The following is a 24,265-nucleotide window of genomic DNA, read 5'->3' on the forward strand; positions in this document are numbered from 1 at the left end:
TCACAGCCGAGCGGCCAGGCGGGTGCCCTGATTGATCGCGCGCTTGGCGTCGAGTTCGGCCGCGAGTTCGGCGCCACCGATGAGGTGCAGGTTCATCCCGGCCGCGCGCAAGTCGTCTTCCAGGTCGCGTACCGATTCCTGACCGGCGCAGATGACGACGTTGTCCACCGGGATCAGCTGCGGACGCTCGCGTTTGTCCCCGAAGCTGATGTGCAGCCCGTTGTCGTCGATGCGTTCGTAGTTGACGCCACCGATCTGCTCGACTCCCTTGGCTTTCAGCGCGGCCCGATGCACCCAGCCCGAGGTCTTGCCGAGGCTCGTGCCGAACGTGCCGGACTTGCGTTGCAGCAGCACCACATCGCGGGCGGCGGGGGAGGGGACCGGCGTGGCGAGTTGGCCGCGGACCTGTTCATCGGCCGAATCGACGCCCCACTCCTGCTTCCACTCGTCCAGCTTCAGCGTGGGATGGCCCTCGACGGTGAGGAATTCGCTGACGTCGTAACCGATGCCGCCCGCGCCGATCACCGCGACGCGCTTGCCGACCGGTTTCTCCTCGCGCACCAGCTCGGCGTAGGTCAGCACCATGGGGTGGTCGATGCCGGGGATGTTCGGAATGCGCGGGCGCACACCGGTGGCCAGCACAACCTCGTCGTAGCGGCCCTCGATCAGGTCGGCCGCGGTGGCGCGCCTACCGAGATGAACGGTGACGCCGGTGATTTCGAGCTTGCGCGTGAAGTACCGGATGGACTCGTCGAACTCTTCCTTGCCTGGAATACGCCGCGCGATATCGAACTGGCCGCCGATCTTGGTGTCGGCTTCGAACAGATCGACGCGGTGACCGCGTTCGGCGAGATTCACCGCCGCGGACAGTCCGGCGGGCCCCGCGCCGACCACTGCGACGCGCTTGGCGCGGCGGGTGGGCAGGAGCTTCAGCTCGGTTTCGTGTCCGGCACGCGGGTTGAGCAGGCAGGAGACGGTCTTGCGCTGGAAAGCGTGATCGAGGCAGGCCTGATTGCAGGCGATGCACGTATTGATCTCGTCGACCCGGTTCTGCGCGGCCTTGTTGACCCAGTCCGGGTCCGACAGGAACGGTCGCGCCAGCGAAACCAACTGAGCGTCACCGCGGGTAAGGATCTCCTCCGCGATCTCGGGCATATTGATCCGGTTCGAAGCGCACACGGGGATATTCACCTGCGAAGTGATCTTCGCGGTGAATTCGACGAAGGCCCCGCGCGGCACCGAGGTGACGATCGTCGGCACCCGAGCCTCGTGCCAGCCGATATCGGTATTGAGGATGCTGGCGCCCGCGGCTTCGAGTTCCTGGGCCAGCGCGACGATCTCGTCGAAGGTCTGGCCCTTCTCCACCAGCTCGGCCATCGACAGCCGGAACACGATGATGAAGTCCGGCCCTACGGCGGCGCGGGTGCGGCGCACGATCTCGACGGCGAGCCTGCGCCGGTTCTGCGCCGATCCACCCCACTTGTCGGTGCGCTTGTTGGTGCGTGGCGCGAGGAACTGGTTGATGAAATAGCCTTCACCGCCCATGATCTCGACGCCGTCGTAGCCGGCGAACTTGGCCAGCCCGGCGCAACGCGCGTAATCATCGATGGTCTGCTCGACGCCCTTGGCCGAGAGCTTGCGCGGCCGGAACGGATTGATCGGCGCCTTGATCGAGGATGCCGACACACTGCCGGGCATGTACGAATACCGGCCCGCGTGCAGGATCTGCAACGCGATCTTGCCGCCTTCGGCGTGCACCGCACGGGTGATGGCCCGATGCCGGTAGGCCTCGGTCTTATTGGTGAGCTTGGCGCCGAACGGCAGCAGCCAACCGGTCCGGTTGGGGGCGTAGCCGCCGGTGATGATGAGCCCGACGCCGCCGCGCGCGCGTTCGGCGAAGTAGGCGGCGAGACGGTTGGTGTCCCAGGCCCGATCCTCCAGGCCGGTGTGCATCGACCCCATGATCACGCGATTGCGCAGCGTGGTGTGGCCGAGGTCGAGGGGCTCGAACAGATGGGGGTAGCTGGTCGATCTCACGATCGGGCTCGCTTTCTGACGTCAGTCCGCGCCCGGGGCTGGCGGGTGCGGTGGCGGGGTTTTCGGTCGTAAGGCCTCCAGGACCTCGTCGCACCATTCGGCGGACCCGATCTCCCTGCGGATTCCCGCGCGGAGCACCAGGTACTGGTGCAGCCCGGTGCCGGTGAGCTGATCCGGCGCCGGGAAGTCTCGTTTCTCGATGAGCCGGTACAGCTCGAGCTGCCGGCGGTGTTCGTCGCGACGCCGCGCGACCTCGGTGAGCAGCGCATTCAGGTTGCCGTAGGCAGCGGCGCGCACCTTGACGAAGAATTCGTTGCGCTCGCGTTCGGGTTCGGTGGGCTCGCCGATCCAGCGCGCCAGTTCCGCGCGTCCGGCCTCGCTCACCGAATAAACCTTCTTGTCCGGCCTGCCCTCCTGGGCGACCGATTCGCTGTGCAGCCAGCCGGATTCCTCCATGCGGCGCAACACCCGATAGATCTGCTGATGGGTGGCGCTCCAGAAGTAGCCGATCGACTTGTCGAACCGCGCGGCCAGTTCGTATCCGGATCCGGCGCGTTCGGTCAGCGAGACCAGCAGGGCATGCTCGAGAGCCATACCATTCAGAGTATTCGATACTGTAAGTACTATGCAACTGGGTGCATATAGCTCTCGGTCCCAGATTGCTGCCTGCTGGCAGGCGGCGACGGGCCGCGCCGTGGTGGGCACACGACGCGGCGGTTACGGTGCGTCGGGCCGAGTCACCAGGGTATGACCGATGGCGGTCGGTACAGCGGAATCCTGTTCGGCAAGGCGCGGACCGATGACCGGCTGCGGGCCGCACTCTCGATTAGGGTGCGCGTATGAGCGAGGTCGACGCGCGCGGTGAGGCCGGTACCGGGCGCGGGCAGGTGGTGGCGTGGGGCCTGTGGGATTGGGGCTCGGCCGCATTCAACGCGGTCATCTTGACCTTCGTATTCTCGGTGTATCTGACCGACAGCGTCGGCGACGATCTGCCCGGCGGTATCTCGGCGAGCGCGTGGTTGGGCTGGGCACTCGGCATCGCCGGGCTCGTTGTCGCCCTGACCGCGCCGGTCAGTGGGCAGCGCTTCGATGCCACCGCCAATCGCAAACGCTCGCTCGGTGTGCTGACCGCGTTGACCGTGGTCGCGATGGTCGCGATGTTCTTCGTCCACGACGACTATCACGATCTGTGGCTCGGTCTGGTCCTGCTCGGCTTCGGTTCGGCCTGCTTCGAACTGGCCAATGTGCCCTACAACGCCATGCTGCGTCAGGTCTCGACCCCGGCCACCGTCGGCCGAGTGTCCGGATTCGGCTGGGCGATGGGCTATTTCGGCGGAATCTTCCTGCTGCTCATCTGCTATCTCGGCTTCATCGCCGGCGACGGCGACCAGCGCGGGCTGTTCGGCATCCCCACCGACGACGGTCTCAATATCCGGCTGGTGGCTGTGCTGGCCGCGGTGTGGTTCGCCGCGTTCGCGCTGCCGGTGCTGTTCGCGGTGCCCGAGGTGGTGCGCACCGGCGCCGATCCGGGCGCGGCGTCCGGGGGGCTGCTCGGCTCCTATCGGGTGCTGTGGCGGGACCTGCGCGAACTGTGGGTCGAGGATCGGCGCACGGTCGGGTTCCTACTGGCCAGCGCGATATTCCGAGATGGCCTCGCGGGGGTGTTCACCTTCGGCGCGGTATTGGCGGTCGGGGTGTACGGCTTCGCCGATGACGATGTGCTGCTGTTCGGTATCGCCGCCAATGTGGTCGCGGCGCTCGGCGCGATCATCGCGGGCCGGTTCGACGATCGGGTCGGCCCGAAGCGGGTGATCGTGGTGTCGCTGGTGGCGATGTTGATCTGCGGGAGCGCGCTGCTCGCGGTCTCCGGTCCGCTCATGTTCTGGATATTCGGCCTGCTGCTGACGGTATTCGTCGGCCCTGCGCAGGCCTCGGCCCGCTCGTACCTGGCTCGGCTCGCACCCCCGGGTCGTGAAGGCCAGCTGTTCGGCCTCTACACCACTACCGGCCGGGCGGTCTCGTTCCTTGCCCCGCTGCTGTTCGGCTTCTTCGCGTGGGCGTTCGCGACCGACCGGGCGGGCATCGTCGGGCTGCTGGTAGTGCTGGCCCTCGGCTTGGCCGCTTTGCTCGCGGTCCCACCGCCGGATGCGGTGCACAACTCGGCTCGGCCTGTTGATGCCAAGGAGTGACGGTCGAGCGGTGCGTTCGCACGCGGACATGACGCGGGCGCCGATCGCCCGGCGGTCCACGCATGATCGACGGGGTGAAGACGCCAATCGGTCACCGTCCCCGCACGTGATCGGGGCCTACGGCTTCCAGGCGCCCATGCCCAGCGCGATGAGCCGGACCTGATACACCGTGCGGTCGACCGTCGGCTGCTGGTCGCGTGGTGCGGCGGCGACGTAGTCGGCGATGCCGTCGGCGACAGTGGAGACGATCAGATCCGCGGCCAGCTCCAGATCCTCGGGTGACCAGGAATCCAGCGCGCTGATGCGCGAGAAGTCGACCACCAGTTCGCGCACGATCAGCTGCATTTCCAGGGCGATCGCCTGCCGCAGCGCGGCCGAACCGCCGCGTCGCTCCCGAGTAAGGAAGCCGAACAGTTCCCGCTTGTCGCCCACCTGATCGAAGACGAAACGCACGGTCTCCGACAGATGTGCGTCCGGCCGGCGACGCAGTTGCCGCAGGGCAAGGCGCAGCGCCTTGACACCTTCATCGACCAGGGTGGCGCCCAGATCTTCCAGCGAGGCGAAATGCCGGTAGAAGGCTGTCGGCACGATGCCTGCCGAGCGGGCGATCTCGCGCAGGCTGAGCGCGGCGAAACCGCGTTCGGCGGCGAGGGTGAGGGTCCCGTCCAGCAGCGCCCGCCGCGTGCGCTCTTTGCGCTCGACTCGGGTTTCCGCCTGCTCGCTCATCACGGTGAGCATACATCCGTTCACCATGCGCTTATTCCGTAGATGTAGTTCGCGTCACATGAGCTCCTGGTTGACATCCATCCCCGGTCATCGGTCACACTGTTGAGTGTACAGACGTACACTGAAATTTGTCTCGGTCTCGTCCCGCCGAGTGTGACCAACGACAGGCACGGAGAAACCCCATGGTGGATCTCGTCAATCTGGTGCAGACCCTGACCACACCGCATCCGCTCGATCGCTATCTGGAGCTGGTGCGCCCGATGCTCACCGCTCGGGAGCTGCGCGCGGAGATCGTGCGGGTGGACCGGTCGGTGCCGGGGACGGTGTCGCTGTCGCTGCGGCCGACGCGGCAGTGGTCCGGTTTCCGGGCCGGCCAGTTCGTGCAGATCGGCGTCGTCATCGACGGCGTGCGCCACACCCGCTGCTATTCACCGGTGAATTCGCAGCACGAGCGGCACCGTCGCATCGACCTGACCATTCGGGTGCATCCGGAAGGCCTGGTGTCGCGGTACCTGCACCGAACGGCCGAACCGGGCCTCGTCGTCGATCTCGTGCCTGCGTCGGGCGTCTTCCATCTGCCCGACGCGCGCCCGGACCGCGTGCTGCTGATCAGCGGCGGCAGCGGCATCACGCCCGTGCTGTCGATGTTGCGCACCCTCACCGAAGAGGGGCATACCGGCCCGGTGGTGTTCCTGCACTACGCACGCACACCGGAATACGTTCCGCACCGCGTCGAACTCGCCGCCATCGCCGCCGCCCATCCCAACGTCACACTGGAGATGCGGTACCCGGAGCTGGACGGCAGCACCTTCGATTACGACGAACTCGAACGGATCGCGCCGTGGTTCGCCGACGCGCACACCTACCTGTGCGGGCCCGCTCCGCTGATGAATTCGGTGCGTACAGTCTTCGACGCCGAGCAGCTCGGTGATCGCCTGCACACCGAGGAGTTCACGCTGTCGGTGGCGCCGGTCGACGCCGCCGACGTCCACGGCACGGTGAGCTTCTCCGCCAGCGGCGTCAGTGCCGACAACACCGGAGACAGCCTGCTCGAGCAGGCCGAGGCTGCCGGGCTGAACCCGGAATTCGGCTGCCGGATGGGTATCTGCTTCTCCTGCACCGCCGTCCGGCGTACCGGCTGCACCCGCAACCTGCGTACCGGCGAGACCGACGCCGATCCCGATCAGCCCATCCAACTCTGTGTCAGCGCCGCCGTCGGCGACGTCGACATCGACATCTGACAACTGAAGGGGAGAACCGATGACCATTCTGACCGAAACGAAGGACGGCCCACTCGTCCTCACGCCGGACCAGGTCGAGGAGATCGGCCGTGCGCTCGACGAGCTGCGCGACCGCATCGTCGCCGACCTCGGTGAGCGCGACCGCGAATACATCTACTCGATCATCAAGGCGCAGCGCGGTTTCGAGATCGCCGGTCGCGGACTGATGTACCTGGGCTTCCTGCCTCCGTTCTGGCTGGCCGGCGTGGCCGCGCTCGGTGTGTCCAAGATTCTGGACAATATGGAGATCGGCCACAATGTCATGCACGGCCAGTACGACTGGATGCGTGAGCAGGGCCTCAATTCCCGTGTGTTCGAGTGGGATAACGTCTGCCCGGGGGACCAGTGGAAGCATTCGCACAACTACATGCACCACACCTACACCAATATCCACGGCCGCGACCGCGATATCGGGTACGGCATCCTGCGCATCGACGAGGGCCAGAAGTGGAATCCGTACTACCTGGGCAACCCGGTGTACGCGTTCCTGCTGATGGTGTTCTTCGAATGGGGCGTGATGCTGCACGACCTGGAGGCCGACAACATCATCCAGGGCAAGCGCAAGTGGTCCGACCTCAAGCCGCTGATCAAGGGCCAGCTGCGTAAGTCCGGGCGTCAGGTGCTCAAGGATTACATCGTGTTCCCTGCGCTGACCGGGCCGCTGTTCGTCAGCACGCTGGCGGGCAATGTCGCGGCGAACCTGGTCCGCAACGTGTGGGCGTACTCGATCATCTTCTGTGGGCACTTCCCCTCGGGCGTACAGACGTTCACCGAGGAGGAGACCGAGTTCGAGACCCGCGGCGAGTGGTACGTCCGCCAGATGCTCGGCTCGGCCAACATCGACGGCGGCAAGCTGTTCCATATCATGTCGGGCAACCTGTCGCATCAGATCGAGCACCATCTGTTCCCGGACCTGCCCGCCAACCGTTACCCGGAGATGGCTCCCGAGGTCGAAGAACTCTGCAAGAAATATGGTCTTCCGTACAACACCGGTCCGTTCAGCAAGCAGATCGGTTCGGTGTGGGCGAAGATCTTCCAACTGGCTCTGCCGCCGCGTCTGCTCGAATCCCGTTTCGCCGCCCTGCTGCCCGCTGCCCTGCGGAAGAAGCCGGCCCCCGGTGTTATCGTGATGCGACAGCGGAAGGCTACCGAAGTGGGCGTGTAAATGATCGGGAAATTCGAAGCCAACAAAGATCTGATCCAAGAATTGACGTCTTCCGGTGCCAAGCATGTCGGCAATATCGCCACCATCATCACCGGCACCGTTGCCGACGTGACCCGGGAGATCGGTGAGTGGATCACCGACGCGATCGAAATGAACGAAGCGGCGGCCGCGGCCAAGCGTGACGCCGCCGACGCGGTCGAGGTACCCGCCGACGATCCGGAGTTCGACGCCGAGCCCCGGCTCACCGGCCTCGACGACGATCCGCGTTTCGGCGCCGATGTCACCCCGGCGAGCTACGTCGAGGCCGAGGTCGTCGATCCGGAGACCGACCGCCCGCGCTAGCCGCGGGAATCAACCACCATCGCGGCGAACCCCGCGGATGGATGCGCCGGGCCGAGGGGCTCCGACTGGGACGGATACCCCCTCGGCACCGGCGCGATCCGGTTTCCGGGCCGAATGCGGAAATGACGTCTACTGCCACCGTTCGAAACTGCCGGCGCACCGTCGGCAACTGCCCGCGCGTAGTGCCTGCGCACCGGCAATCAATGGGCTAGCCTCGGAGTTTGTGCCCGCCTACGTGTCCTCGCCCGAGTTGACATTCGGCTTCATGTTCGCGCTGGAAGACCCCGAGCGAATCGCCGAGGTCATCCGCGACCTCATGCTCCGCCAGGACGTGTCGGTGTTCCGGCTTGCCCGGCTGTCCGACGACGCGGGCCCGCCGCAGCGCTACGTCGTGAATTGGTCGTCGATTCCGCAGATCACCATCACCACCAGCGCGCCCGAACCCGATGTGCTGCGCGAAGGCCGCATCATGCTCGTCAACGCGTTTCTCGGCGAGGACGGCGACATCAGCCTGTACTCCGCGCACGGAGAAGCGCCCCACTGACAACCGATTTCCGGGCGCGAAAGGCCTGAGGGACCGAATCCGTTCACCCGGCGAACGAATTGTCGGCGTGTCGGTACCGCATCGTTGCCGACGCCTAACGCGTTGTGGGACACAATCACCAGACACGGCCACAAATGCCGCCCTGCTCCCCGAGCATTGGTAAGGAGTGTCGACCATGCAACCCGGCAATCCCGAGAATACCGGCGTCCCCGCGACATCCGGCTATCCCGTCCACGTCCGCGGCGATCTCGACCCCGCGCTGTCGCGGTGGATGTGGCTGGTGAAGTGGATTCTCGCCATTCCGCATTACATCGTGTTGTTCTTCTTGCACATCGCGTACGCGGTCGTCACGATCATCGCTTTCTTCGCGATTCTGTTCACCGGCCGGTATCCGCGCGGTCTGTTCGATTTCAATGTCGGCGTGATGCGCTGGTCGTGGCGGGTCACGTTCTATGCGTGGGGTGTGCTCGGGACCGACAAATACCCGCCGTTCTCGCTCGATTCGAGGCCGGATTACCCGGCCGACGTGGTGGTCGACTACCCCGAACGCCTGCATCGCGGCCTGGTGCTGGTGAAGTGGTGGTTGCTGGCGATCCCGCACTATCTGCTGGTCGGGGCCATGGTGAGCGGTACATGGGCCGCGACGGGCTGGGATGATGAATGGCACGGCGCGTACGCGCCACCCCTGCTCGGCCTGCTGGTATTGATCGCGGTCATCGCCCTGCTGTTCACCGCGCGCTACCCCGGTGGCCTGTACGACTTCGTCCTCGGGATCAATCGGTGGGCGTTGCGTGTACAGGCGTACTCCTCGCTCATGCGTGACGAGTACCCGCCCTTCCGGTTGGATCAGGGTGCCCGCGAGGGCGGTATGCCGGACGGGCCCACTGCGATGAAGTAGGCACTCACCGCGGATGTGGGTGGTGGGCGTCGATGACCGGCGCCCGCCACCCACTGGTCTGTCAGCCCACCGGAACCGGCGCGTCCAACCGGCCGGCGCGGGTGAGCAGCGCAAGACCGCCCGCCGAGATCGCCCCGATCGCGATCAGCCCCGCCCAGGCCAGGGAACTGAGACCGGCCGCACGCGCGGCGTCCAGGATGGTGCCGGTGCCCAAGTTGCCGAGCAGAATGCCGATGCCGACGATGGTGTTGTACAGCCCGTAATGGGTGGCCACCAGCCGATCGCCACACAGAGCGACCACGGTATCCATCTCGAACGGAAACACCGCCGCCGCGCCGACACCGAGCACCGCCGCCGTCAGCAGCATGACCCCGATCGCGACCGGTGTGCCGAGCGCGGTGCCCGGTACCAGCAGCAACGGCACGAACGCGGCGGCAAGGATAACCATGCCGAGGACCAGACTCTGCGGCCGTCCCCAGCGCGCGGCGAACCAGCGGGTGATCCGCAGCTGGCCTGCGATGGCGATGACCCCGGACACTACGAATACCGCCGTCATCAGGGTGGTCGCGGCCTCGGCGCCCACTACTCGGCTCGCCTGCATCGGCAAGGCCAGATACACCTGGAACGAGAGGACATAACAGCCGATCATCGCCGCGGCGAACAGCAGGAACGGGCGATTTGCGACGACCACCCGCCAATCGTCTAGTACCGAAGCTGATTTCTTTTCCGCCTCGTGCTGCGGCAGGGCGCGCAACTGGGCGATGGTCAACAGGGCGAACACCACGGCCGACCCAGCGGCGGTGGCACGGAAGTCGAACGCCATCAACGCCAGCCCGACAACCGGGCCGAACAGGATGCCGGCCTGATAGAAGATATTGAACATCGCGAAGGCTTCGACCCGGCGATCGGCGGAATCCACCGCGAGATAGGCGCGCACCGCCGGATTGAACAGCGCACCGGCGAAACCGGTGGCGGCCGAGGCGATCAGCAGTGCCGGTAGTGAATCCGCGAAAGCCAGCAGAGTGAAACCGCCCGTGCGCAACAAACATCCGGCAACGATCAGCGGCTTGTAGCCGAGCCGATCGGCCAGGGTGCCACCGACCAGGAACATGCCCTGCTGGCTGAAGTTGCGGATGCCGAGCACCAGGCCGATAGCCCATGCGGCCAGCCCCAACGGTCCCGCCATATAGCCGGCCAGATAGGGCATCAGCATGAAAAAGCCGATGTTGATGGCGAACTGATTGATCATCAGCATCCGGCTCGGCCTGCTGAAGCTGCGATAGGTCGCGAAGAACTCGGTCACCGGGTGATCTCCTGAGCGGTCGAGGCATGGTCGCTACGCCGGTCGATGCCGTCTGCCGTCGGTCGGTGCGAGGTGGTCGATTGTGCGGTCGGCTCGGTGCGGCGCCGACCTCGCGGATCGAGCACGGTGGTGCAGCGGGTCCAGCTGGTGACCACGGCGTCACCTGGATGCGTGATCGTCGCGGGTTCGTCCGGCACCGGAGCGTCGAGCAGGCCGTGCGTGCGGCAGTAGTCGTCGTTATAGACGGTGTCGAAATACCGCAGCGGTCCGTCCGGGAACACAGCCGCGATCCGGGCGTCCGGCTCGCTGGTGCGCGCCAGCCATCCGGCGACCAACGCCACCGCGCCGACACTCCATCCGCCGCTGGCATGGTGGGTCGCCGTCAGTGCCCGGCACGCCCACACGGCCTCTGACGGTGCGACCCAATGGATTTCGTCGAACGCCGGATAGTCGACATTATCGGGATGGATGCTGGACCCGAGCCCGCGCATCAGTCGCGGTCCGGCAGGCTGGCCGAAGATCGTGGACGCCACCGTATCGACGCCGACGAGCTTCAGGTGCGGGAAATACCGGCGCAGCACCCGCGCGACGCCGGCCGAATGGCCGCCGGTACCCACCGAGCACACCAGAACGTCGACTCGGCCCAGCTGTGCCACCAGTTCCAACGCCAGCGACTCGTAGGCCTCACGGTTGTCGGGATTGCGGTACTGATCAGGGCACCAGGCCCGTGGATCTTCGGCAAGCAGCTCGGCAACACGATCGCGGCGGGCCTGCTGCCAGCCGCCCACGGGATGTGGCTGTTCCACCATCTCTACTCGGGCGCCGTAGGCGGCGAGCATATGGCGCATGAGCGGTTCCAGTCCGGGATCGGTGACGAGGGTGACCGGGTGGCCGTGCACCATCCCGGCCAGCGCGAGCCCGAGTCCCAGAGTGCCGCTGGTGGATTCGATGATCGGATCGCCTGGTGCGAGTTCGCCACGTGCGGTGGCGCGCTCGACCATGTGCAGGGCGGTGCGGTCCTTCATGCCGCCGGGATTGGCGCCCTCGAGTTTGGCCCAGAACCCGCGACCGGAGGGCGCCAGTGGTTCGGTCACCCACAGGACGGGCGTATTGCCGACCATGGTCGCGGGGCGGGGGCAGCGGTTGGCGGTCGTCAGTAGCGCTGCCGGGCTGACGAGGGTGTCAGCCGCGTGCCGGTGCGGGTCGATCCCGGGCCGAGTCGTGGCCGAGGCATACGCAGACGTGGCAGTGGGCAGGGCAGCACTGTGCAGTGCAGAAGACATGGTGAACAGTCGATTCTGTGCGGTCGCTGATCGCAGCGAGGAGGTGTGAGTGCGAAATGCACGAACACCGGCCGGCCCGGCAGCATCGGCCTGACGCTCGCCGATCAGTTCCTGGCGATACAGAATCGAATGAGTAGCTCACGGCCGCTGGGGGCCTGCGGACCCGTGGACGGCGGGGCCCGCACCCCATGCGCGAGCATCGCCGTGAGCGAGAGCGCGAAGATCAGCAGCGCGGCGAGGACCAGCAGATCGAACAAGCTGACACCGCTGCGTGGCAGCGTCGCGAGGACCGCCTCGGCGGGGAGATGTCGATCCGGCTCACCGGCATGCGGATGCGGAATCGCCAGCGCCCGCACCGCCTCGGGGCTCGCGATGCCCGGGTCGGTGGATTCGATATGCGGATGCATGACCGCCGAGGCGTGCGCGGGAAACACGTGGCATTCCGGCAGCGACATCGCGATCGACCACACCGCGAACAGGAACGCGACAACGACCCGGATACCCGGGGTACGTATCGCGCCGATGGTCACGTCTGCCGATAGTACAACCCTCCCGGTGGTGGGACGGTCGGCTCGCTATCGGCGGCTGGACCCGGAGCGGCTGCCCGACCCCGAGCGTCCCGAACCCGTTCCCGAGCGGCTGCCGCTACCGGAACCGCCGCTGGAGGTGTGCTTCGGCGCGGGCGTGTTGCGCGGGTGCGAGGAACCACCCGAACCAGGCTTCGGCACAGGCGCGATCGTCGGTGTTTGCCTCGGCGCGGTCGCGGCGCCTGGCACCACTCGTTTCGTGGTGGTCGAACCCGCAGGCCGATCGGCGCAGGCGAGGCCGTCATTCTTGCCATCGAGCTGATCGAGCTGTGCGGTGTAGCCGGAATCGCCGCGGCGCAGCGGCGCCTTTCCGGCGTCCCACACCTGGGAGCAGTTCTGGAACGGTTGCGCGCTGGTGGTGGCCGCCCCGTGTGACGAACTCGACGAGCGGCGCTTCTTACCCGAGCCGCAACCGCTCATCGACAGCACCAGAACGGCGGCGAGTAATGTGCCGAGTATCACCAGCACCGGCCGAGATTTGACCATGATCGGTTCCCCCCAAAGGCTTTCGGATCAGATGAACGTCAGCCAGTATCGACGAGCGCCCGAACTTGCGCAACGAATAGGCCGCCAGTTCGTCGCGAGCGGTATGTATTCCGACTGTCATTCCGATCAGCAGCGCGACCATCATCGCTGCGAGTGCTATCGCCGTCATCGGTTCACCTTCGTGTGCGGACCGGCCACCAGGCGATGTGCGGCACAGATCGGCCTGCGCAGGGGTGGTGAGCCGCTCGCCGGAGTGGGTTGCACGCCGGCAGTCGTGTGTCGCGCGAGTGCGCTGGGTTGTCACTCGTTCAATCCGCACCGAGACTTTCGGTGTTACGGCGACACGCGAGTGCGATGAGCGGGGAATATCACCTCAGCGAGTGGACTGGTAGATCCGGCGGACGATGTCCTCGATCTCGGGTTCCTCGATGGACAGATCACGCACCTCGGCGCGTTCGGATACCGCGGCGAGTAGGTAGGCGGCGGTGGTGGTCTCGGCGTCGAAGGCCAGCCGCTGACGCAGGCCGCCGCCCTCGCTGGAGACCAAGGTCGCGCCAGGCAGATCGGTCATATCCGGTGCCGGCTCGGCGAGATCCACCACCAGGACGCGCCGCGCCCCGACCGTCGTGCCGAGCCCGGCCAGCGAACCGTCGTAGACCAGGTTGCCGTGGTCGACGACGAGCACGCGCTCGCAGAGTCGCTCGATATCGCCCATATCGTGGGTGGTCAGCAGCAAGGTGGTGCCGCGCTGGGTGCGCTCGTCGCGCAGGAATTCGCGAAGGCGCTGTTTGGACAGCACATCGAGCCCGATGGTCGGCTCGTCCAGGATGACGAGGTCGGGGGAGTGCAGCAGCGCCGCCGCGACCTCGGCGCGCATGCGCTGGCCCAGCGAGAGTTGCCGCACCGGGGTATCGAGGGTGTCGCCCATCTCCAACTGCTCGATCAGCTCATGGGTGCGCTTGCGGGCGATCTCCGGATCGAGCCGGTGGATCGCGGACAGGATCGAAAACGATTCGCGCAGCGGCAGATCCCACCACAGCTGGGATCGTTGACCGAACACCACGCCGATTCGGCTCGCGAGTTGCCTGCGCTGACGCACCGGCTCGAGTCCGCAGGTGCGCACGGTGCCCGAAGTCGGCACCAGGATGCCGGTCAGCATCTTGATGGTGGTGGATTTGCCCGCACCGTTGGCGCCGATGTAGCCGACCGCGGACCCTCGCTCGACCCGGAAGGTCAGCCGGTCGACGGCGGTGAGTACCTCGCGGCGCCTGCGCCAGTGGTTGCCGTCCTTGCGGCGCAGTACGAATTGCCGGGTCAGATCCTCGATCTCGATGATCGGATCTGCGATCGAATCAGTCATCTAGCCGCCGCCTCCCTGGTAGTGCCTGGTACCGAGCCGCCACATGCCGAGCGCGATCAGCCACACCCACAGTGCGGCGATCGGCGTCAGCCACGCCAGCCATGCGGGCAGAAATGCCGGACCGGGCAGGCCGAGCACCGCGATCGTCGGCAGATAGGCGGTGAACGCGACCGGGATGGCGAACCCGAACAGCAGCCGCAGCGGCGTCGGGAACACCGACGCGGGCTGGGTCGCGGCGAACATGCCGCCGTAGGTGAAGCTGTTGGTGAGTTCGGATCCGTCGATCAAGTAGAACTGGCAGCCCGCCGCGCAGACGAACAATCCACCGAACAACGCGATCGCGCTGAACAGTGCCATCGTCAGGATGAGGACCGAGCTGGGTGACCAGTCGATGTCATTGCGGAACAGGCCGATGATCAGCACGGCTATGGAGACGATCGCGCGGGCGAAACGGCGCAGCGCGATATCGCCGGTGATCAGTTGCAGCAGCAGCGGCTGGGGCCGCAGGTGATAGGTGTCGAGGGTGCCGAGCCGGATCAGTGTCGGCAGCTGGTCGAGATGACCGAACAGCACCTGGGCCAGCGCGAAACCGGTGTTGCTCAATCCGAACAGCAATAGGGCGGCGTTCAGATCGAGCCCGCCGATCACCCGCCCGCTGCCGAAGATCACCCACACCTCGCCGAATTCGGCCAGTCCCAGCAGGAACGCGCCGAACAGATCGCTGGCGAAGGAGAGCCGGTAGCTGCGCTGTGCGTCGAGCCGGGAGCGTAAGACCGCGCGATACGGGGTGAGCCGGGTGCCCGCCGCGCTCCGCTCAACCACCCTGCACCTCGAGTTTGCGCCGCCCGGCGCGCAGCATTGCCTGGCCGAGTGCGCCGACCACGACCACCCAGAACATCTGAACGCCGACGACCTGTAGCGCGTCCACGCCCAGCACCCGGCCCGACAGCACGTCGACCGGGGCCTGCAGGATCGAGGGGAACGGCGTCGCGTTCGCGATGGTGCGCAGCCAGTCGGGGAACAGGTGGACCGGCACGGCGAGACCGGCCAGGAATACCCCGCAGGTCCGGTGCAGGATTTCGATCCCACGCGTCTCCACGACCCAGAAGCCTGCGGTCGTCACCGCGAACAAACAGAGGAATGACACCGTGACCGCCAGCACCACACTGATCAACCCCAGCAGGTAGGGGCCGGGCGTATCGGGCATCGCCAAGCCGAACGTGAGTGCGCCGACCAGAATGCTCGGCACGCCGCGCGGCAGTAGCGTGCACGCCGCACGGCCCAGATCGGCGGCAAGGTAGCCGAGCTGGACGTCGACGGGGCGCAGGAAGTCGATCGCGATATCTCCGTTGCGGACGCGTTCACGCAATTCCGTATGCGGCCCCATGAATTGGACCGCACCGAGTAAGCCCTGAGATATCCACACGTACGCGCCGATGCTGTCGGCGTCGTAGCCGGCGAAATTGCCCGCAGCCCCCACCGCGGCCACCATCACCGCCGCGCGAACGAACCCGAAGACACAGTTGGTGAACAGCCCAGCGAACATGGCCAGTTTGTACTGCCATTGCCGACGGAAGCCACCCACCGCCAGATACCAGTACACCGCTGACGACCTGCGCAGATCCAGCGCGGCGGTGAGCACAGCCAACCCCTCCCGATGCCGAGGCACAAGGGTATGACTCTACCTGTCGGGTGGGTGCGGTGAAAGTGCTTATTGCCGCGGGGGATCCGCGCGAACGGTCAGTACAGCACGCTGTAGGTCGCCGCCAGGGTGAAGCCGTGTGGACCGGCCGCACAGCTGACCGTGCCCTGATAGCCGACACCACAGGTGGTTCCGCCGAGAGTGATCTTGTGGCCTTCCGACAGGGCCGCCGCTTCGGGGTGGGTGAAGATCGGGTCGCCGGCGTCGACGAAATGCGCGGGCTCGAATTGGCCGGTGCGGATCTGATCGGTGCCCGCGGGTGCGTCTATCGGCACCGCGTCGCAGCCTGCGGGTCCGTTGTTCCAGTAGATGGCGCAGTGGCGTCCGTCGGGCGTGGTGAAGAAGGCGCTTCCCTTCAGTGCCGGGTCGGAGACCAGATAGCGGGTGGCGTCGACCGGTGTGTAGTCGTCTAGGCCGGTGCCCTGAGCGGCGGCGGGGCCCGCGGCGAGCATCCCTGCGGCGAGCGCGATCGTCGGCAAGCCGAGCAGCGCGGTGCGGATATGCGGTATGGAGCTGTGCATGTGGCGTCCTCCCTGGTCCGTCTGTCCAGTGTGTCGTGCTCGCGACCGATGCCGTTAGCCGGGGCGTCCGCGCAGCTCCGCCGACCGGGACTCGACTTCGGCGCGTAAAGCTGTGAGCACCGCGCGAACCGCGTTGCTGCGCAGCGACTCCTCGCGCGCTACCGACCAATAGGAGATCTCCGGGTTGAATTCCTCGCGCAACAGCCGCCGCAGCTCGGGTCGTTCATCGGCGAGGTACACCGGCAAGATGCCGATTCCTGCGCCGGCGACCGTCGCCTCGACGTGGGCGAAAACGCTGGTCGAGCGCAGGCTGGTGGCCGGCTGTGGCAGCAGTTTGGCAGCCAGATCCAATTCGTCGACCTGTAAGGCGGATTCGATGTAGTAGATCAGGCGGTGGTCGGCGAGGTCGGCCAGTGCGGCCGGGCTGCCGTGCCGGGCGAGGTAGCTGTCGCTGGCGTATAGGCCCAGGTAGTAGTCGGTGAGGAAACGTGCGATCGCGCGGTGCACGTCCGGTCGGCCCGCGACGATCTCCAAATCGACGCCCGAGCGGTTCTGCCGTACTCGGCGGGTTGCGCTGATCAGCTCGACCGATAGCCGCGGGTGGCTTTCCTGCAGCCGGGCCAGCGCGGGAACGGCGAAGCGGACCGCGAATCCGTCCGAGGCCGCGATCCGCACCAGGCCGCTCACGCCGTCGCGCTGCACCTGCGCGGGGGTCGCCAATTGCTGCAGTGACCGCTCGATCTCCTCGGCCACCACCAATGCGCCACGGCCCAATTCGGTGAGCTCCCACCCGCCGGACCCGCGCACGAGCACCCGCCCGCCCATCGCTTTCTCCAAGGCGGCGATGCGGCGCGAGGCCGTCGTGGAGTTCACGCCGAGCGCGTCGGCGGCCGCGGAGAATTTACCCAACCGCGCGACGGCGAGCATGACCAGCAGATCATCGGGATTGGGCTGTCCACCGGCCATATGTCGTCGCTCCGCGGTCATCCGACGATCACACCACGAAGGCTGCATATTTGCAGCACATTGCTGCAAAAGTGGGTCGCAAACTGCATTGATCTTTATACGGAGCTTCCCATAGCGTGGCCTGCATCACTACATCTGCCAATCCGACATCAGGATGGAGCTCGACGATGGCAACAATCGCGTGGATCGGCCTCGGCCATATGGGCAACCCCATGACGGCGAATCTGGTCGCCAAGGGACACACCGTCCACGGCTTCGACCTGAATGCCGAGGCGCTCGCCGCGGCGGCTGGAAACGGTGTGAAGCCCTGCGCGTCGGTTGCCGAGGCGGTAAGGGGCGCGGATGCGGTGTTCACGATGCTGCCCAAGGGCGAGAATGTGCGTGCGGTGTATGAGTCGCCGGACGGCGTTCTCGCCCAGGCAGATTCATCCGCACTGCTGGTGGACAGCTCCACCATCGACATCGACACCGCGGCCGCCCTGCACGAGATCGCCCGTGAACGCGGGTTCCGCTTCGTCGACGCACCGGTCTCCGGTGGGATCAGCGGCGCCGCCGCCGCCACGCTGACGTTCATGCTCGGCGGCGAGCCCGACGCCGTCGACGCCGCCGCGGAACTGGTCGAACCGATGAGCCGCAACATCATTCGTACCGGCGGTGCGACCTCGGGTCAGGCCGCCAAGATCTGCAACAACATGATGCTGCTGATCAATCTGGCCGGCTGTGCCGAGGGTGCGGTGCTCGCACAGCGCCTCGGCCTCGACCCGCAGGTGTTCTGGAATGTGGCCTCGGTGTCCTCGGCCGACTCCTGGGCCCTGCGGACCTGGTACCCAGTACCCGGAATCGTCGAAACCTCCGCCGCCAACAACGGTTTCGACCCGACCTTCGCCGCGAGTCTCGCCAACAAGGACATCGGCCTCGCGCTGCGGGCGGGCGAATCCACCGGCACACCGCTGCCGACAGCGAGCATCGTGGCCGGCCAACTCCAGGATCTCGTCGACAACGGTCTCGGCGACCGCGATTGCGCGCTGATCATCAAACACATCGACGACACCATCTCCTGACCCGTCACCGAGCCGAAAGACGCAGACAATGAACCGCATTCCGCACTACATCAACGGCAAACGCATCGACACCGGTGCGCGTACCGGACCGGTCTTCGATCCGGCGACCGGCGCACAGACCGCCGAGGTGGTCTTCGCCTCCGCTCCCGAGGTCGCCGACGCCGTCCAGGTCGCCAAGAACGCGCTGCCGGGATGGCGCGCGACCGGTCTCGTCCGCCGCTCGGATGTTTTCTTCCGGCTCCGTCAACTGATCGCGGAGCGCCGCGAGGAACTGGCTCGCGTCATCTCTGCTGAACACGGCAAGACTGTCGCCGATGCCGTTGGCGAGATCGCCCGCGGTGTGGAGAACGTCGAATTCGTCGCCGGGCTGACCCATCTGCTCAAGGGCGACTACTCCGAGCAGGTCGCGGGTGGTGTCGATGTACATCAGGTGAAGCAGCCCGTCGGCGTCGTCGCCTGCATCACCCCGTTCAACTTCCCGGCGATGGTGCCGCTGTGGATGGTGTCCTCGGCCATCGCCTGCGGTAACACCGTCATCCTCAAGCCGAGCGAGAAGGACCCGTCCGCGGCGGTGTTCATCGCGGAGCTGTTCAGCGAGGCGGGCCTGCCCGATGGCGTGCTCAACGTTGTGCACGGTGACAAAGAGGCCGTCGACGCGCTCACCGACGACGACGATGTCGCCGCAGTGAGTTTCGTCGGTTCCACGCCCATCGCCGAGGCCATCTACCGCCGGGCCTCCGACCACGGCAAGCGAGTGCAGGCCCTCGGCGGGGCCAAGAACCACATGGTGGTCATGCCCGACGCCGACCTCGACGCCGCCGCCGATGCGGCCGTGTCCGCGGCATACGGCTCCGCGGGTGAGCGGTGCATGGCGGTCTCGGTGCTCGTCGCCGTCGGTGAGGTCGCGGATCCACTGATCGGCAAGATCACCGACCGGGTACGCACACTGCGCATCGGGCCCGGCTCGGACCCGGAGTCGGAGATGGGTCCGCTGATCACCAGGGAAGCCAGGGACCGGGTTGCCTCCTACGTGGCGGGCGCGGCCGCGGAGGGCGCGAAGGTCGTGGTCGACGGACGTCAGCAGCTGTTCGATTCCGACGGCTTCTTCATCGGCGTCAGCCTCATCGATGACGTCCGCCCTGGAATGAAGGTCTACGACGACGAGATCTTCGGCCCCGTCCTCGCGGTGGTACGGGTCGGCAGCTACCAGGAGGCCGTCGAGCTGGTCAACAACAACGCCTACGGCAACGGCGTCGCCATCTTCACCCGCGACGGCAAATCCGCCCGCCAGTTCGAATACGACGTAGAAGTCGGCATGGTCGGCGTCAACGTCCCGATCCCGGTGCCGATCGGCGCCTACTCCTTCGGCGGCTGGAAGAAGTCGCTGTTCGGCGACACCCACATCTACGGTCCGGAAGGCATTCACTTCTACACCCGCAGCAAGGTTGTCACCACCCGGTGGCCGGAGCCCTCGGAAAGCCAGATCAACTTGGGGTTCCCGACCAACTCCTGAGCTGACTCAGTGCCGCTGCCCGCCGGAATCCACCGGCGGGCAGCGGTGCTGACAGAGCTCGAATGCGATGATCCAGGATGTTTACTTCGGCCGCGGGTGGATACACCCGGAAGTGACCGACGTACTCGACATACTGTCCGCATAAGCGATGGATGGCGTACAGGGGGCGTTCGGAGAACGCCCCCTGACCGGCGCCCCCGGCAGGAATCGAACCTGCGACCTAGGGATTAGAAGGCCCTTGCTCTATCCAACTGAGCTACGGAGGCAGTGGTTTCCACCATTGCCGACTTCGGCCGTGGTGTCCAGCCAGAAAGTATAGCGACCGTCCAGCTCGGCCGATGGCGAGTGCGCAACGAGATGAGCGTCCCCGGGCGGGGCATGCCGGGTCGGCGCTGCCGACTACCCTCAGTCGTATGTCGTCACCGCAAGGCCAGTCCACCGAAACCGACGCCGAGGTCTCTCGGCCGGGCTCGGCGACAACCTTCGCGGCGCTGACCGTCATGGCCGGTGCGATCACCGCCGTGGTCGCCGCACTGGTGGTCGGACTCTCGGCCGCCGAGGCGCTGACCTTGCTCGGCATCCCCGATCCTGGCCCGCTGACCACCTACGGTATGCCCGCGGTGCGTGCGCTGTCGGATCTGTTCGCCGCGCTCACCGTCGGCTCACTGCTGTTCGCCGCGTTCTTCGTCCCGCCGCAATCTAGTGGGCTGCTCGACGTCGGTGGCTATCGCGCGGTGCGCCGGGCCTCGAATATGGCCCTGGCCTGGGCCTGCTGTGCCGCACTTCTGGTACCGCTGACGGTGTCCGACACCACCGGACGGCCCGTGCGCGAGGTGCTGGCGCCGAAGGAGCTGTGGCGGGCCATCGACCAGGTCGAGCTCGCCGGTGCGTGGCGCACGACAGTGATCTTCGCGTTGATCGTCGCGGTCGGCTGCCGTCTGGCGCTGCGCTGGGGCTGGACGCCGGTGCTGTTCGGTGCCGCGATCGCCACCATGATGCCGCTGGCCTTCACCGGCCATTCGTCCTCCGGCGGCTCGCACGACATCGCCACCAACAGCCTGATCTTGCATCTGGTATCGGCGGCGATCTGGGTGGGTGGGCTGTTCGCGGTGCTGGCGCACGCTTTGCGCGACGGAGCCCACACCGATCTAGCCGCCCGCCGATTCTCCACGGTCGCCACCGTGGCGTTCATCGTCATCGCGGCCAGCGGCGTGATCAATTCCTGGGTGCGAGTCCCGCTGGACGAACTGTTCACCAGTACCTACGGGCGCCTGGTGCTGGCAAAGGCCGCTGCGCTGATCATCCTCGGAGTGTTCGGCTACCTGCAGCGTCGTGCCGCATTGCCGGCGCTGGCCGCCGATCCGAAGAACCGGAACGCACTCATTCGTTTCGCGGCCGTGGAAGTGCTGATCTTCGCGGCGACCTTCGGCCTTGCCGCCGGGCTCGGCCGGACACCGCCACCGCCCCCGCGCAGCGTGCCGACTCCGGTCGAGGTGGAACTCGGCTACGAGCTGGCCGGACCCCCGACCGTGTTCCGGCTGCTGTTCGACTGGCGATTCGATCTGATCTTCGGCACCGTATCGATCGTGCTCGCGGCGCTGTACCTGCTCGGAGTGCGGCGGCTGCGCGCCCGCGGCGACGCATGGCCGATCGGTCGCACCATCGCCTGGCTCTCGGGATGCGTGATCCTGTTGTTCACGACTTCCTCGGGGGTCGGCCGGTACGGGCCCGCGATGTTCAGCGTGCACATGGGCGCGCACATGGCGCTGTCCATGCTGGTGCCGATCTTGCTGGCACTCGGCGGCGCGGTGACCCTCGCCCTGCGCGCTCTCCCGCCCGCCGGCCGCGGCGGTGTTCCGGGGCCGCGCGAATGGATTCTGGCGGCGGTGCACAACCCGGTGTCGCGGGCGCTGACCCAGCCGGTGGTGGCCTCGGTCATCTTCGTCGGTGGGTTCTACGCGCTCTATCTGGGCGGAATCTTCGACACCTTCGTCGACTCGCACGCCGCGCACCTGTTGATGAACCTGCACTTCCTGCTGAGCGGCTACCTGTTCTATTGGGTCGTGATCGGCATCGATCCCAAACCCCGGCAGGTGCAGCCGCTGACCAAGCTGGGCATGGTGTTCGGTTCGCTGCCGTTCCACGCGTTCTTCGGCGTCGCCCTGATGAGCACGACCACCGTTCTCGGCGGCTGGTTCTACCGCAGCCTCGGGCTGGACTGGAACAGCGATCTACTCGGTGACCAGCGCACCGGCGGCAGCCTGGCCTGGGCCAGCGGCGAGGTGCCGCTGGTGGTGGTGATGCTCGCCCTGCTCATCCAGTGGTCGCGCAGCGATCAGCGACTGGCCCAGCGCACCGACCGCGCTGCCGATCGTGATCACGACGCCGAGCTCGCCGCGCACAACGCCATGTTCGCCGAGCTGGCCCAACAAGACCGGGGGGTGCGCAAATGACCGACCAGAAGACCTCCTCACCGCGCCAACGCCCGTTCGCCCGGGTGTACCGCTCCGACGTGCGCGCCGCGCGCAGGCGCCTCGCGGGCCGGATACGCCGCACACCGGTCTTCCACACCACGGTGACGGGTCCGGCAGGCCAGGTTCCGGTCACCCTCAAACTGGAACATCTGCAGCACGGCGGCACCTTCAAGGCGCGCGGCAGCTTCAACGCGCTGCTGGAATCGGGTGCGGACACCGACCACGTCGTTATCGCCTCCGGCGGCAATGCCGGCATCGCGGCCGCCCTCGCCGCGGCGGCGCTCGGCAAGACATGCACGGTCGTCGTCCCCGAATCGGCGCCGCATACGAAGGTCGCGGCCATGTGGTCCTACGGTGCCGAGGTGCTCTGGCACGGCACCACCTACGCCGAGGCGTACGGATTCGCGAGCGAGCTGGCCATCGAACGCAGCGCGCTGCATCTGCATGCTTACGACTTGCCCGCCGTCGTCTCCGGTGCAGGCGTGGTCGGGCTCGAGATCGAAGAACAGGTACGTGGCAGGCCGCCGGTGCTGGTCGCCGTCGGTGGTGGCGGGCTGGTGGCCGGTGTCGCCGCCGCGCTCGGGCGCAGGCAGCAGGTGATCGGGGTCGAGCCGCAGGGGGTCCCGACGCTGCACGCCGCACTCGCCGCCCGGCGCCCGGTCGAGGTCGGGGTGTCCAGCATCGCCGCGGATGCGCTGGGTGCTTCCCGGATCGGCGATATCGCCTTCGACATCGCGCGCCGATACGACGTGGGATCGGTGCTGGTCACCGATGACGCGATCGCCGACGCGCGGGAGTATCTGTGGCGGGAGTTCCGCATGGTGGTCGAGCTGGCCGGTGCCACAGCGCTGGCCGCGGTGCGCAGTGGTGCGTATGTGCCTGCGTCGGGGGAGCGGCCGGTGGTGGTGCTCTGCGGCGCCAATACCGACCTCACCACGTTCTAGGCGCGTCTTCAGTAGGCGGACCCGCGAACTCGGTCCCGGCCCGCGCGGCATATCGCTCAGCGCGCTGGGCTCGGACTGGTGCGGTGGCGTCGCTGTCCCGAGCTGTCGACGTGCGGAATATCAGTTGTCCACAGCCCCGTGAGTTATCCACAGACGTCGATTTCCGACTGTCGGCGGGGCGTGTGCAGGCGCATGCTGGTGAGGTCGCTCGCAGTGGCCACCTCGGCCAGGGATAACGACGGGCCCGGCATATCGGCGGGGACCGCGATGTTCGCGGGCGGCGCGTGCCGGCATTTCGGCCGGCACGTACGGGGAGCCGACGAAGGGGTGGAGAAATGTATGAGGCGATATCGACCGTCGTGGGGACCGTTGTCACCCCACCGGTCATTCGGGAACTGCCCGGCGGTGAGCAGGTCCTGACCTTCCGGATGGCAAGCAACTCCCGCAGGCTCGACCACAGCTCCGGCGAGTGGGTCGACGGCGCGACCCTGTATCTGACCGTCAGCTGCTGGCGCAAGCTGGTCGCGGGCGTGGACGCCTCGATCGGCCGGGGAGATCCGATCATCGCGCACGGCCAGTTGCGGACCAACGAGTACCGCACCCGTGACGGCATCGACCGGCGCGATCTGGAGATGCGCGCGAGCGCCGTCGGCCCCGATCTGTCCAGGTGCACGGCTCAGGTGCACCGCTGGCGCCAGGCCGCGCTCACCGCGGAGGCCGGGATGGGGAATACTGCTGGGCACTCAGGCGCTGAGGGTCGAGAGCACGGGGGCGACGGGCAGCAGATGCACGCGGACATCTCCGCGCAGGCACCGCCCCGCACTCCCGACCACGAACCCGTCGACGCCTGACGCGTCTGCGCGCCGAGCGCAGCCGTTGGCTCT

At 66.9% G+C, this 24,265-nt stretch carries 23 protein-coding genes and 1 tRNA gene; 11 read left to right on the forward strand and 13 right to left on the reverse strand.

Annotated features, from left to right (window positions below):
• Both ACFXNW_RS20050 and ACFXNW_RS20055 read right to left on the reverse strand, forming a co-directional pair.
• Positions 1–2,037, reverse strand: coding sequence for an FAD-dependent oxidoreductase (locus ACFXNW_RS20050; RefSeq protein WP_379419226.1), 2,037 nt, complete (start codon positions 2,035–2,037; stop codon positions 1–3).
• 21 nt (positions 2,038–2,058) lie between these two features.
• The gene (locus ACFXNW_RS20055) at positions 2,059–2,631 is read right to left on the reverse strand and encodes a PadR family transcriptional regulator (RefSeq protein WP_379419227.1); all 573 of its coding nucleotides are present in this window, start codon (positions 2,629–2,631) and stop codon (positions 2,059–2,061) included.
• Between the two features lie 245 nt (positions 2,632–2,876).
• Between ACFXNW_RS20055 and ACFXNW_RS20060 the strand changes: the two genes are divergently transcribed.
• The gene (locus ACFXNW_RS20060; RefSeq protein ID WP_379419228.1) at positions 2,877–4,226 is read left to right on the forward strand and encodes an MFS transporter; all 1,350 of its coding nucleotides are present in this window, start codon (positions 2,877–2,879) and stop codon (positions 4,224–4,226) included.
• A 117-nt stretch (positions 4,227–4,343) separates the two neighbouring features.
• Here ACFXNW_RS20060 and ACFXNW_RS20065 read toward each other — a convergent pair whose 3' ends face one another.
• Positions 4,344–4,952 (reverse strand): TetR family transcriptional regulator, encoded by a 609-nt coding sequence (locus ACFXNW_RS20065; protein WP_379419229.1) that lies wholly within the window; start codon positions 4,950–4,952, stop codon positions 4,344–4,346.
• Between the two features lie 182 nt (positions 4,953–5,134).
• Between ACFXNW_RS20065 and ACFXNW_RS20070 the strand changes: the two genes are divergently transcribed.
• The 5 genes from ACFXNW_RS20070 (at position 5,135) to ACFXNW_RS20090 (ending at position 9,181) form a co-directional block, all read left to right on the forward strand.
• Positions 5,135–6,193 (forward strand): ferredoxin reductase, encoded by a 1,059-nt coding sequence (locus tag ACFXNW_RS20070; RefSeq protein WP_379419230.1) that lies wholly within the window; start codon positions 5,135–5,137, stop codon positions 6,191–6,193.
• Positions 6,194–6,212: 19 nt separating this feature from the next.
• Positions 6,213–7,397 (forward strand): fatty acid desaturase family protein, encoded by a 1,185-nt coding sequence (locus ACFXNW_RS20075; protein ID WP_379419231.1) that lies wholly within the window; start codon positions 6,213–6,215, stop codon positions 7,395–7,397.
• Complete coding sequence (locus ACFXNW_RS20080; RefSeq protein WP_379419232.1) at positions 7,398–7,739, forward strand: hypothetical protein; 342 nt, start codon at positions 7,398–7,400, stop codon at positions 7,737–7,739.
• A 223-nt stretch (positions 7,740–7,962) separates the two neighbouring features.
• Positions 7,963–8,283 carry a hypothetical protein gene (locus ACFXNW_RS20085; RefSeq protein ID WP_379419233.1) on the forward strand — a complete coding sequence of 107 codons (321 nt, stop codon included), beginning with the start codon at positions 7,963–7,965 and terminating at the stop codon, positions 8,281–8,283.
• Between the two features lie 175 nt (positions 8,284–8,458).
• Positions 8,459–9,181, forward strand: a complete 723-nt coding sequence (locus ACFXNW_RS20090; protein ID WP_379419234.1) for a DUF4389 domain-containing protein — start codon at positions 8,459–8,461, stop codon at positions 9,179–9,181.
• A gap of 61 nt (positions 9,182–9,242) precedes the next feature.
• Here the strand turns inward: ACFXNW_RS20090 and ACFXNW_RS20095 are convergent, their stop codons facing one another.
• The 9 genes from ACFXNW_RS20095 to ACFXNW_RS20135 all read right to left on the reverse strand — a co-directional run bounded on the left by ACFXNW_RS20095 (position 9,243) and on the right by ACFXNW_RS20135 (position 17,410).
• Positions 9,243–10,484 (reverse strand): MFS transporter, encoded by a 1,242-nt coding sequence (locus ACFXNW_RS20095; RefSeq protein WP_379419235.1) that lies wholly within the window; start codon positions 10,482–10,484, stop codon positions 9,243–9,245.
• A complete protein-coding gene (locus ACFXNW_RS20100) occupies positions 10,481–11,605 on the reverse strand; it encodes a PLP-dependent cysteine synthase family protein (RefSeq protein ID WP_379419460.1) in 1,125 nt (374 codons plus the stop codon). Before ACFXNW_RS20100 ends, ACFXNW_RS20095 begins: the two co-directional genes overlap by 4 nt.
• Before the next feature lie 266 nt (positions 11,606–11,871).
• Entirely contained in the window at positions 11,872–12,297 is a 426-nt protein-coding gene (locus ACFXNW_RS20105) for a hypothetical protein (protein ID WP_379419236.1), read from the reverse strand.
• A gap of 45 nt (positions 12,298–12,342) precedes the next feature.
• Complete coding sequence (locus tag ACFXNW_RS20110) at positions 12,343–12,840, reverse strand: excalibur calcium-binding domain-containing protein (RefSeq protein WP_379419237.1); 498 nt, start codon at positions 12,838–12,840, stop codon at positions 12,343–12,345.
• A 373-nt stretch (positions 12,841–13,213) separates the two neighbouring features.
• Positions 13,214–14,200: an ATP-binding cassette domain-containing protein gene (locus ACFXNW_RS20115; protein WP_379419238.1), complete on the reverse strand. Its 987-nt coding sequence runs from the start codon at positions 14,198–14,200 to the stop codon at positions 13,214–13,216.
• Positions 14,201–15,022 carry an ABC transporter permease gene (locus tag ACFXNW_RS20120; RefSeq protein ID WP_379419239.1) on the reverse strand — a complete coding sequence of 274 codons (822 nt, stop codon included), beginning with the start codon at positions 15,020–15,022 and terminating at the stop codon, positions 14,201–14,203. It abuts the gene before it with no gap.
• Complete coding sequence (locus tag ACFXNW_RS20125; protein WP_379419240.1) at positions 15,015–15,869, reverse strand: ABC transporter permease; 855 nt, start codon at positions 15,867–15,869, stop codon at positions 15,015–15,017. The genes ACFXNW_RS20120 and ACFXNW_RS20125 overlap by 8 nt, the downstream gene beginning before the upstream one ends.
• A gap of 71 nt (positions 15,870–15,940) precedes the next feature.
• On the reverse strand, positions 15,941–16,423 hold the full coding sequence (locus ACFXNW_RS20130) for a hypothetical protein (protein ID WP_379419241.1): 483 nt from the start codon (positions 16,421–16,423) through the stop codon (positions 15,941–15,943).
• 54 nt (positions 16,424–16,477) lie between these two features.
• The gene (locus ACFXNW_RS20135; protein WP_379419242.1) at positions 16,478–17,410 is read right to left on the reverse strand and encodes a LysR family transcriptional regulator; all 933 of its coding nucleotides are present in this window, start codon (positions 17,408–17,410) and stop codon (positions 16,478–16,480) included.
• 146 nt (positions 17,411–17,556) lie between these two features.
• Here ACFXNW_RS20135 and mmsB point away from each other — a divergent pair, with 146 nt between their 5' ends.
• Positions 17,557–18,450 (forward strand): 3-hydroxyisobutyrate dehydrogenase, encoded by an 894-nt coding sequence (gene mmsB, locus ACFXNW_RS20140; RefSeq protein WP_379419243.1) that lies wholly within the window; start codon positions 17,557–17,559, stop codon positions 18,448–18,450.
• 28 nt (positions 18,451–18,478) lie between these two features.
• Complete coding sequence (locus tag ACFXNW_RS20145; protein ID WP_379419244.1) at positions 18,479–19,963, forward strand: CoA-acylating methylmalonate-semialdehyde dehydrogenase; 1,485 nt, start codon at positions 18,479–18,481, stop codon at positions 19,961–19,963.
• 192 nt (positions 19,964–20,155) lie between these two features.
• Here ACFXNW_RS20145 and ACFXNW_RS20150 read toward each other — a convergent pair.
• Positions 20,156–20,229 (reverse strand) — tRNA-Arg (locus ACFXNW_RS20150).
• 147 nt (positions 20,230–20,376) lie between these two features.
• Between ACFXNW_RS20150 and ACFXNW_RS20155 the strand changes: the two genes are divergently transcribed.
• The 3 genes from ACFXNW_RS20155 to ACFXNW_RS20165 all read left to right on the forward strand — a co-directional run bounded on the left by ACFXNW_RS20155 (position 20,377) and on the right by ACFXNW_RS20165 (position 24,232).
• On the forward strand, positions 20,377–22,416 hold the full coding sequence (locus tag ACFXNW_RS20155) for a cytochrome c oxidase assembly protein (RefSeq protein ID WP_379419245.1): 2,040 nt from the start codon (positions 20,377–20,379) through the stop codon (positions 22,414–22,416).
• The gene (locus ACFXNW_RS20160; protein ID WP_379419246.1) at positions 22,413–23,381 is read left to right on the forward strand and encodes a serine/threonine dehydratase; all 969 of its coding nucleotides are present in this window, start codon (positions 22,413–22,415) and stop codon (positions 23,379–23,381) included. The genes ACFXNW_RS20155 and ACFXNW_RS20160 overlap by 4 nt, the downstream gene beginning before the upstream one ends.
• 335 nt (positions 23,382–23,716) lie before the next feature.
• Positions 23,717–24,232 carry a single-stranded DNA-binding protein gene (locus tag ACFXNW_RS20165; protein WP_379419247.1) on the forward strand — a complete coding sequence of 172 codons (516 nt, stop codon included), beginning with the start codon at positions 23,717–23,719 and terminating at the stop codon, positions 24,230–24,232.
• The last annotated feature ends 33 nt before the right edge of the window (positions 24,233–24,265 follow it).

Source organism: Nocardia sp. NPDC059180 (genome assembly GCF_042754945.1).
Lineage (GTDB): Bacteria > Actinomycetota > Actinomycetes > Mycobacteriales > Mycobacteriaceae > Nocardia.

Bases quoted from the DNA above. Each gene is read 5' to 3' on its own strand.
- ACFXNW_RS20055 (WP_379419227.1), bottom strand. From the start codon at position 2,631: ATGGCTCTCGAGCATGCCCTGCTGGTCTCGCTGACCGAACGCGCCGGA.
- ACFXNW_RS20060 (WP_379419228.1), top strand. From the start codon at position 2,877: ATGAGCGAGGTCGACGCGCGCGGTGAGGCCGGTACCGGGCGCGGGCAG.
- ACFXNW_RS20065 (WP_379419229.1), bottom strand. From the start codon at position 4,952: ATGAGCGAGCAGGCGGAAACCCGAGTCGAGCGCAAAGAGCGCACGCGG.
- ACFXNW_RS20070 (WP_379419230.1), top strand. From the start codon at position 5,135: ATGGTGGATCTCGTCAATCTGGTGCAGACCCTGACCACACCGCATCCG.
- ACFXNW_RS20075 (WP_379419231.1), top strand. From the start codon at position 6,213: ATGACCATTCTGACCGAAACGAAGGACGGCCCACTCGTCCTCACGCCG.
- ACFXNW_RS20080 (WP_379419232.1), top strand. From the start codon at position 7,398: ATGATCGGGAAATTCGAAGCCAACAAAGATCTGATCCAAGAATTGACG.
- ACFXNW_RS20090 (WP_379419234.1), top strand. From the start codon at position 8,459: ATGCAACCCGGCAATCCCGAGAATACCGGCGTCCCCGCGACATCCGGC.
- ACFXNW_RS20100 (WP_379419460.1), bottom strand. From the start codon at position 11,605: ATGGTCGGCAATACGCCCGTCCTGTGGGTGACCGAACCACTGGCGCCC.
- ACFXNW_RS20110 (WP_379419237.1), bottom strand. From the start codon at position 12,840: ATGGTCAAATCTCGGCCGGTGCTGGTGATACTCGGCACATTACTCGCC.
- ACFXNW_RS20115 (WP_379419238.1), bottom strand. From the start codon at position 14,200: ATGACTGATTCGATCGCAGATCCGATCATCGAGATCGAGGATCTGACC.
- ACFXNW_RS20130 (WP_379419241.1), bottom strand. From the start codon at position 16,423: ATGCACAGCTCCATACCGCATATCCGCACCGCGCTGCTCGGCTTGCCG.
- ACFXNW_RS20135 (WP_379419242.1), bottom strand. From the start codon at position 17,410: ATGACCGCGGAGCGACGACATATGGCCGGTGGACAGCCCAATCCCGAT.
- mmsB (WP_379419243.1), top strand. From the start codon at position 17,557: ATGGCAACAATCGCGTGGATCGGCCTCGGCCATATGGGCAACCCCATG.
- ACFXNW_RS20145 (WP_379419244.1), top strand. From the start codon at position 18,479: ATGAACCGCATTCCGCACTACATCAACGGCAAACGCATCGACACCGGT.
- ACFXNW_RS20155 (WP_379419245.1), top strand. From the start codon at position 20,377: ATGTCGTCACCGCAAGGCCAGTCCACCGAAACCGACGCCGAGGTCTCT.
- ACFXNW_RS20160 (WP_379419246.1), top strand. From the start codon at position 22,413: ATGACCGACCAGAAGACCTCCTCACCGCGCCAACGCCCGTTCGCCCGG.
- ACFXNW_RS20165 (WP_379419247.1), top strand. From the start codon at position 23,717: ATGTATGAGGCGATATCGACCGTCGTGGGGACCGTTGTCACCCCACCG.